At 67.9% G+C, this 7912-nt stretch carries 6 protein-coding genes; 2 read left to right on the forward strand and 4 right to left on the reverse strand.

Translation table 11 applies throughout. The features are described from left to right. Both cydB and N7590_RS21425 read right to left on the reverse strand, forming a co-directional pair. Positions 1-1118, reverse strand: a 1118-nt coding sequence (gene cydB / locus N7590_RS21420) for a cytochrome d ubiquinol oxidase subunit II (RefSeq protein WP_279935880.1), incomplete at its 3' end; no start/stop codon positions are given. Between the two features lie 15 nt (positions 1119-1133). Next, positions 1134-2723, reverse strand: a complete 1590-nt coding sequence (locus N7590_RS21425; protein ID WP_006457005.1) for a cytochrome ubiquinol oxidase subunit I — start codon at positions 2721-2723, stop codon at positions 1134-1136. Between the two features lie 228 nt (positions 2724-2951). On the opposite strand from N7590_RS21425, the gene cydD reads away from it, so the two are divergent. Both cydD and cydC read left to right on the forward strand, forming a co-directional pair. Continuing rightward, a complete protein-coding gene (cydD, locus tag N7590_RS21430; protein WP_164242850.1) occupies positions 2952-4700 on the forward strand; it encodes a thiol reductant ABC exporter subunit CydD in 1749 nt (582 codons plus the stop codon). Beyond that, a complete protein-coding gene (gene cydC / locus N7590_RS21435) occupies positions 4697-6370 on the forward strand; it encodes a thiol reductant ABC exporter subunit CydC (RefSeq protein WP_164242851.1) in 1674 nt (557 codons plus the stop codon). The genes cydD and cydC overlap by 4 nt, the downstream gene beginning before the upstream one ends. 42 nt (positions 6371-6412) lie before the next feature. Here the strand turns inward: cydC and N7590_RS21440 are convergent, their stop codons facing one another. Further along, complete coding sequence (locus N7590_RS21440) at positions 6413-6757, reverse strand: DUF1294 domain-containing protein (protein ID WP_049456024.1); 345 nt, start codon at positions 6755-6757, stop codon at positions 6413-6415. Continuing rightward, entirely contained in the window at positions 6758-7870 is a 1113-nt protein-coding gene (locus N7590_RS21445) for a homoserine O-acetyltransferase (protein ID WP_164242852.1), read from the reverse strand. Positions 7871-7912: the final 42 nt, after the last annotated feature.

Consider the following 7912-nt stretch of genomic DNA (forward strand, 5'->3'; position numbering starts at 1 on the left):
CTGGTGGTCTTGCCCTTCAGCACGCGGTACACCCAGGTGGTGTAGGCGAGGATGATCGGCAGGAACACCGCCGTGGCCAGCAGCATGATCCACAGGGTCAGGTGGCTGGACGAGGCATCCCACACGGTCAGGCTGGAGGTGGGCTGGCTCGAGGACGGCAGCAGGAACGGGAAGATCGCAAAGCCGACGGTCAGGATGATGCCGGCGATCGCTGCACCCGAGGCGATGAAGGCCAGGCCGCCGCGACGGGCACGCAGCAGCACCGCACTGGCCAGCAGTCCGGCCAGGCCGAGCAGCGGGGCCAGGATCGTGGCCGGCATCGCGCTGTAGTTGCGCATCCAGCCACCGGCGGCGCCGAGTTCGGCGGTCTTCAGCAGCGGGTTGGTGGCGCCATCGGTGACCACCTGCGAGGTGATCTGGTAACCCGGCAGGCCGAAGGCCACCCAGGCACCGCCGACCGCGAACAGCACGAAGGCGATGATCGCGGCGATGCTGCCGAAGCGGGCGGCACGTTCGGCCACCGGGCCGTCGGTCTTGATCACCAGCATGGCGGCACCGTGCGCGACCAGCATCGACACGCTGAGCAGGCCGGCCAGCAGTGCGAAGGGCATCAGCAGGCCGAAGAACGAGCCGGTGTAGAAGATGCGCATGCTGTCATCGAAGTGGAACGGCACGCCCAGCACCACGTTGCCCACCGCCACGCCCATGATCAGCGCCGGGATGAAGCCGCCGATGAACAGCGCCCAGTCCCAGGTGTTGCGCCAGCGTTCGCTGGGCATCTTGCTGCGGAACTTGAAACCGACCGGACGCAGGATCAGCGCGAACAGGATCACGAACATCGCCAGGTAGAACCCGGAGAAGCTGACCGCATACAGCGGCGGCCAGGCGGCGAAGATCGCACCGCCACCGAGCACCAGCCACACCTGGTTGCCTTCCCAGACCGGGCCGATGGTGTTGATCACCAACCGGCGCTCGGCATCGTTGCGGGCGACGAAGGGCAGCAGCGTGCCCACGCCCAGGTCGAAACCATCCATCACGGCGAAGCCGATCAGCAGGATGCCGAGCAGCAGCCACCAGATCACGCGCAGCGTGGTGTAGTCCAGAAGAATGAAATCCATCTTGGTTCTCCTGCCTCAGGCCTGGCCGGCGGCCGGCGCCGAGGCATTGTGGGAAGCATGCGGCTGGGGCGACTGCAGCGACGGCAGCACCTCGTCCGGACCCTTGCGGATCGCCTTGAGCATCAGCTTGATCTCGACCACGATCAGCGCGGTGTAGATCGCGGTGAAGCCGGCCAGGGTCAGCACGATTTCGTGCAGGGCCAGGCCTGATGCCGCATAGAAGGTCGGCAGCACGCCATCAACCGCCCACGGCTGGCGACCGTACTCGGCCACGAACCAGCCACACTCGATGGCGATCCACGGCGCCGGCAGCGTCCACAGGGCCACCTTCAGGAACCAGCGCTTGTCCTGGAAGTTGTTGCGGCACGAGTAGTAGAAGGCCAGCGCGAAGAAGGCGATCAGGTAGAAGCCGAGGCCGGCCATCACGCGGAAGGTCCAGAACAGCGGCATCACGCGCGGCACGGTGTCCATCGCCGCCTGCGAGATCTCCTGCGGGGTGGCGTTGAGGATGTCATCGCGGTAGCGCTTGAGCAGCAGGCCGTGGCCCAGGTCCTGCCAGTGGCGATCGAACATCTCGCGCGCTTCCACGTCGTTCTTGTTGGCGCGCAGGCGTTCCAGTGCGCCGTAGGCCAGCTGGCCGCCACGCACGCGGTGCTCGGCACGCTCGACCAGCTCCAGGATGCCCGGAATCGGCTGGTTCAACGAGCGGGTGGCGATCAGGCCCATCAGGTACGGGATCTTCACCGCGTAGTCGTTCTGGTGGGTCTGCTGGTTGGGGATGCCGAAGGCGGTGAAGTCGGCCGGCGCACGCTCGGTCTCCCACATCGCTTCGATCGCAGCCAGCTTCATCTTCTGGTGTTCGCTGGCGGCGTAACCGCTCTCGTCACCCAGCACCACCACCGACAGCGAGGACAGCAGGCCGAACGCTGCGGCCACCGCGAACGAGCGACGGGCCAGGTCCTTGTGCTTGTTGCGCAGCAGGAACAGGGCGCTGATCGCCATCACGAACACCGCACCGGTTACGTAACCGGCGCTGACGGTGTGCACGAACTTGGCCTGTGCCACCGGGTTGAACACCACCGCCATGAAGTCGACGACTTCCATGCGCATGGTTTCCGGATTGAACACTGCACCGGTCGGGTTCTGCATCCAGCCGTTGGCGATCAGGATCCAGATCGCCGACAGGTTGGTGCCCAGCGCCATCAGCCAAGTCACCATCAGGTGCTTGACCTTGCTCAGGCGGTTCCAGCCAAAGAAGAACAGGCCGACGAAGGTGGCTTCCAGGAAGAACGCCATCAGGCCTTCGATGGCCAGCGGCGCACCGAAGATGTCACCCACGTAGTGGCTGTAGTAGGACCAGTTCATGCCGAACTGGAATTCCATCACGATGCCGGTGGCGACGCCCATGGCGAAGTTGATGCCGAACAGGACGCCCCAGAACAGGGTCATCCTGCGCCAGATCTCCTTGCCGGTCATCACGTACACGCTCTCCATGATGGCCACCATGAAGGACAGGCCGAGGGTGAGCGGTACGAATAGGAAGTGGTACATCGCGGTCAGCGCGAATTGCAGCCGCGACAGTTCTACGACTGTCTGATCAATCATGGCCTGGCTACCTCGTTGGATAGTGCCGTTGCAGGTGGCGGGAAGGGTGGTCTACGACGTGAATGATGTGACCGACTACTTCAAACAGCCTTGATCCAGATCAATGTATGAACAGGTGACCCGGTTGATCGTATGCCAACCTGATGAAGACTGCGACTGCCGGCCGCAGGGGCCGGCTATTGCCTGCGCCTACAATGCCGTGTCTCCCCCGCTGCCCGTGAAGACCTCTTGAGCGCTGCCGAAACAACCCCCGACGGCCTTTCCCAGGAAGCCGAAACGACCCGCCAGCGGCGCGCCCGCACTGCGTGGCTGGCCGATCTGGCGCGGCCCGCCCGGGGCCGCCAGCGCCTGGCGGCGCTGTGCATCAGCCTGTCCGGGGCGCTGTTGATCGGCCAGGCCGCCGCCATTGCCTGGCTGGTGCAGCAGGTGCTGGTGGAACGCGCGCCGCTGGCGTCGGGCCTGCCGGTGCTGGGCGGACTGGCGCTGATCCTGGTGCTGCGCACGCTGCTGGGCAGCGCCACCCAGGCCGCAGCCGGTGATGTGGCCGATGCTGCGCGGCTGGCACTGCGCGAGCGTGTGTTCGCGCGCCTGCTGGGCCATGGCCCGCTGTGGCTGCGCCAGCGTCGCACCGGCGAGCTGGGCGAACTGGTGCTGCATCACGGCGATGCGATCGAGAATTATTACAGCGGCTTCCTGCCGGTACGCACCGAGGTGGTGGTGGTGCCGCTGCTGATCCTGGCCGCAGTGGCCTGGGTCGACTGGGTGGTGGCGCTGATCCTGTTGTTCACCGCGCCGCTGGTGCCGTTCTTCATGATGCTGGTCGGGTGGGGCGCTGAAGCGGCCGGTCGCGCCCAGCTGGGGGAACTGGCGCGGATGAGCGGCCACTTCGCCGATCGCATCAAGGGCCTGGGCCTGCTGCGCCTGTACGGCCGTGGCGAAGCCGAACTGGCTGGCGTGGAGGCCGCCGCCGAAGGCGTGCGCCTGCGCACGCTGAAGGTGCTGCGGATCGCGTTCCTGTCATCCACGGTGCTGGAATTCTTCGCCTCGGTGAGCGTGGCGATGGTTGCGCTGTACCTGGGCCTGAGCTACCTCGGCATGATGTCGTTGCATGCAGCGGTGCCGACGCTGGGCGCCGGCCTGTTCTGCCTGCTGCTGGCCCCGGAGTTCTACGCACCACTGCGGCGGTTGGCGGCGCACTACCACGACCGTGCCAACGCCCTGGCGGCGGCCGCCGAAGTGGAGCGCCTGCTGCAGTCGCTGCCCGACGAACAGGGCCTGCTCCTCGACAACGAGGGCGCCGCGCTGGCGGTGGAGCCGGCCGAGGCCGCCTTGCCGCCGCTGCGCGCGCAGGGGCTGGTACTGCGTCCGCTGGGCGCACCGCACGATGTGCTGCAGGATCTGGATGTACTGCTGGAACCGGGCCAGCGGCTGGCCCTGGTGGGCCCCAGCGGGTCTGGCAAGAGCACGTTGCTGGAAGCGCTGGCCGGCTGGTTGCCGCCACGCGCCGGCAAGCTGCAGCTGCGCCCCGGCGTGCAGGTGGCCTATGCCAGCCAGCGTCCCTACCTGTTCCACGGCAGCATTGCCGACAACCTGCGGTTGGCCGACCCCGGTGCCAGCGATGCACGGCTGCGCGCGGTCGCCGAGGCGGCGCAGGTGCTGCAGTTCGCGCAACGACTGCCGCAGGGGCTGGACACGGTGATCGGCGAGCGCGGCTTCGGCCTGTCCGGTGGCGAAGCGCGCCGCATCGGCCTGGCGCGCCTGCTGCTGCGCGACCCGCAGGTGCTGCTGCTGGACGAGCCGACCGCCTTCCTCGATGCCGATACCGAAGCCGCGCTGCTGCGCAGCCTGGCCGCGTATGCGCGGGGCCGCAGCGTGGTGGTCGCCACCCACAGCCCGGCGGTGATCGCCTGGGCCGACCGTTGCCTGCTGCTGCCGGAAGGACGCCTGGTCGAGCCGGCACAGGCGGTGCGCGCATGAGCCGTTCACCCGATTCACTGCGTGCAGTGTTCCTGCGCCATCGTCCGCGTCTGCTGCTGACGATGCTGCTGCTGTGGACCACGATGCTGGCCGGCACCGCGCTGCTGGGCCTGTCCGGTGGTTTCCTTACTGCGGCTGCGCTGGCCGGTGCCGCCGGGCTTGGCCAGGGCTTCAATTTCTTCTCGCCCTCGGCCGGCATCCGCGGCCTGACCATGGCACGCATCGTGTCGCGCTATTTCGAGAAACTGGTTGGACACGACGCCACCCTGCGCATTGCCCGCGACCTGCGCGTGTGGTTCTTCCGCCGCGCGCTGCCACTGGCGCCGGCACGGTTGGGGGCCACGCGTACCGGCGACCTGCTGGCACGCCTGCTCGGTGACATCGGTGAGGTGGATGGCCTGCTGGTGCGTGCCATAGGGCCCTTGGTGGCGCTGGGTGCGTTGTCGCTGGTCGCGGTGGTTTCAGCAGCGCTGATCCTGCCGTCGGCGGCCGTGCTGCTGGCGGTGCTGGCATTGCTGATCGCCGTCGGTGTGCCGTGGCTGGGCGTGCGCGGTCGCGATGATGAAGAAGCAGACCGCGCCGCGCATCGCGCCGCGTTGCGCACCGCTGCATTCGAAGGACTGGAAGGGGCCGGGGATCTGGCCGCGCTGCATGCCGATGCAGCGTGGCAGTTGAAGGTGCGGGTAGCAGCCAAGCAGCTGGCCTCGCGCGACCGTCGCCGGCGCTGGCGCCTGATCGCAGCCTCGACCCTGCATGGCCTGGTGGCTGGGCTCGGCCTGGTGGCGATGCTGGCGTTGGCCCTGCATGCGGCCGAACAGCAGCGCATCGCGCCGGAAATGGCCGCCGGCCTGGTGTTCCTCACCGTGGCGTTGATCGAGTTGTGGGCGGGCATGGGCCTGGCCTGGCAGTCGCTGCAGTCCGGGCGCATCGCCGCCGATCGCTTGCAGGCCATCGTCGAGCAATCGCCAACGGTGGAGGATCCGTCGACGCCGCACGCCGTACCACAGGCGGCGCGCGTGCATTGGGACGATGTGCATTTCCAGTGGCCGGGCGCGGCGCGGCCGGTGCTGTCCGGCCTGCAGCTGACCCTGGCACCGGGCGAGCGCATCGCGATCCGTGGCGACAGCGGCAGCGGCAAGACCACCTTGTCCAGCCTGCTGCTGCGGCTATGGGATCCGCAGCAGGGGCGAATCACCTACGGCGGCCGCGACCTGCGCGATTTCGCCCAGGCCGAGTGGCATCGGCAGCTGGCGTGGCTGCCGCAGAACGCGCCGGTGTTTGCCGGCACGGTGGCCGAGAACCTGCGGCTGGGTGATCCCGACGCCAACGACGTCGAGCTGTGGGCAGTACTACGCCGGGTACGCCTGGCCGAATGGGCCGAGCGCAATGGCGGCCTGCAGGCCTGGGTTGGTGAGAACGGTGCGACGATGTCGGCCGGGCAGGCGCGGCGCCTGGCACTGGCGCGCGCGCTGTTGCGCAATGCGCCGATCCTGTTGCTGGACGAACCGACCGAGGGGCTGGACGTGGATACCGCACGCGCGCTGCTGCAGGACCTGTCCGGACTGCTGGACGGTCGCAGCCTGCTGATGATCACCCATGATGATCTGCCCGACGGCGTGGTCGATGCGCAGTACCGGTTGCGTGACGGGGTTCTGATCCGCGAACCGTGAATGGTAGTGCCGGCCAGCGGCCGGCACTACCGATTGCGAGCGTTACCGCGAGAATTCGCGCAGCATCACCGCAATCGAGGCCACGTTGGCCAGCACGCACAGCCAGAACACCCACTGGAACGCCGCCTTGCGGTGCTTGTGACGAAACAGGGCCTGGCCCAGCAGCGCGCCTGGCCAGCCCCCGGCGAAGGCCAGCAGCTGCAGGGTGCGCTCGGGAATGCGCCATTGCTTTCGCTGCGCCGCACGCTTGTCATGGCCATACAGCCCGAACGACACCACGCTGGCCAGCAGGCACCAGCCGCCCAGCCACAGTGGCAGCACGCCGCTGACCATCAGCGCGATCAGCGCACCGAAGGCGGCGAGCCCGAGATTGCGCCGCCACGCCACTTACAGCGCGTCGAGGAAGCCGCGCACGGCCGGGCCGAAACGCTCGAAATCAACAAGGAACGCATCGTGGCCCTGCGGCGACTCCAGGCCGACGAAGCGCGCATCGGCACCGCCGGCACGCAGGCCGTCGGCGACCTGTTGCTGCTGCTGCACCGGGAACAGGATGTCGGTGTTGGCGCCGATCGCCAGCGCCTTTTCCACCCGGATCTTCGCCAGGCCGGCCAGCACATCGCCATCGGCGTACTCGGCCAGATCGAACCAGTCCATCGAGCGGCTCAGGTACAGGTAGCAGTTCGGATCGAAGAAGCGCACGAAGCGCCGCGCGTGGCCTTCCAGGTAACTTTCCACCTGGAATTCGAGGCCGAACGGATCATCGTCGGCCTGGTCCGAATCCAGCCGCACGCGGCCGAAGCGACCATCCCATTCCAGCGCCGAGCGATAGGTGATGACGCCCAGCTTGCGCGCCATGCGCATGCCCGACTCGGGATACTCGGCATCGTCGTAGTGGCCGCCGTTCCAGCGCGGGTCGAGGCGGATCGCCTCGCGCTGCAGCGAGCGGATCGCGATCGAGAACGGCAATGCCTGCGCGCTGCCGGAAATGTTGATATGGCTGCGCGCGATGCCCGGGTGCAGCATCAGCACCGCCAGTGCGGTCATGCCGCCCATCGAGTTGCCGACCACGCAGGCCAGCTGCGCGATGCCCAGCGCGCGCACCACCTCGATCGCGGCGCGCGCGCCGTCCTCGATCGACAGCTCGGGGAAATCGAGGCGGTAGGGTTCACCGGTAGCGGGGTTGAGCGAGGCCGGACCGGTCGAGCCCTTGCAGCTGCCCAGCGAGTTCACGCACACCACGAACCAGCGATCGGTATCGATCGGCTTGCCGGGCCCGACCATCGCCTCCCACCAGCCCGGTGCCGGGTTGGCATCGTTGGCTGCGGCATGCGCGTCCGGTGACAGGCCGGTCACGATCAGGATCGCATTGCTGGCATCGGCGGCCAGCGTTCCCCAGGTTTCGTAGGCCACGCGTGCGCCATGCAGTGCGCCACCGCGCTTGAACGGGAATGGCGAGGGCAGGGCGTGGAAGCGGGTGCCGGGCGGGATGAATTCGGTCATGCAGTCATTCTAGCGGGGCCGCATGTGGAGCTGGCGACACGC

The organism is Stenotrophomonas sp. GD04024 (assembly GCF_029837545.1).
Lineage (GTDB): Bacteria > Pseudomonadota > Gammaproteobacteria > Xanthomonadales > Xanthomonadaceae > Stenotrophomonas > Stenotrophomonas forensis.

What these genes read in the sequence shown, in the direction of transcription:
- cydC (WP_164242851.1), top strand. Translation starts at nt 4,697, where the DNA reads ATGAGCCGTTCACCCGATTCACTGCGTGCAGTGTTCCTGCGCCATCGT.
- N7590_RS21425 (WP_006457005.1), bottom strand. Translation starts at nt 2,723, where the DNA reads ATGATTGATCAGACAGTCGTAGAACTGTCGCGGCTGCAATTCGCGCTG.
- N7590_RS21445 (WP_164242852.1), bottom strand. Translation starts at nt 7,870, where the DNA reads ATGACCGAATTCATCCCGCCCGGCACCCGCTTCCACGCCCTGCCCTCG.